The 517-nt window shown below is 63.1% G+C and carries 1 protein-coding gene; it reads left to right on the top strand.

Annotation, left to right across the window (positions count from 1 at the left end):
- A partial coding sequence (locus tag ACK4TH_RS13280) for a DUF1016 N-terminal domain-containing protein (RefSeq protein WP_409627107.1) occupies window positions 1-517 on the top strand: 517 nt, incomplete at both ends.

The raw sequence follows: 517 nt of genomic DNA, 5'->3' as shown, positions 1-517 counted from the left end.
GGCGCGGCTTTGGCTGGCGCAATCTGGCCCAGATGCGCGCCTTCTATCTTGCCTGGCCTGCCGACCGGATTTTGCAGAGATCATCTGCAAAATCACCCGCTCTCGAGACTTTGCAGGGGCCGTCTGCAAAATCTCCTGCCGAGGCAATTCGCCCGATGGTGTCTGGCGACTCTCTCGACCTATCCGCCCTGGCCCAGGCCTTCCCCCTGCCCTGGTCGGCCTATGTGCGCCTGCTCTCGGTCAAGAACCCGCAGGCCCGCGCCTTCTACGAAGCCGAGGCGCTGCGCGGCGGCTGGACCATTGCCCAACTCAACCGCCAGATCGGCAGCCAGTTCTACGAACGCACCGCCCTGTCCACCAACAAGGCGGCCATGCTAGAAAAAGGCGAAGTGGCCGAACCCGGCGATGCGATCACCCCCGAGCAGGCCATCAAAGACCCCTTCGTGCTGGAATTCCTCGGCCTCAAGGACGAGTATTGCGAATCCGACCTCGAAGACGCGCTGATCCAGCACCTCAC

The organism is Tepidimonas sp., from assembly GCF_046292505.1.
Classification (GTDB): Bacteria; Pseudomonadota; Gammaproteobacteria; order Burkholderiales; family Burkholderiaceae_C; genus Tepidimonas.
This window is presented reverse-complemented; position numbering and strand designations above follow the sequence as displayed.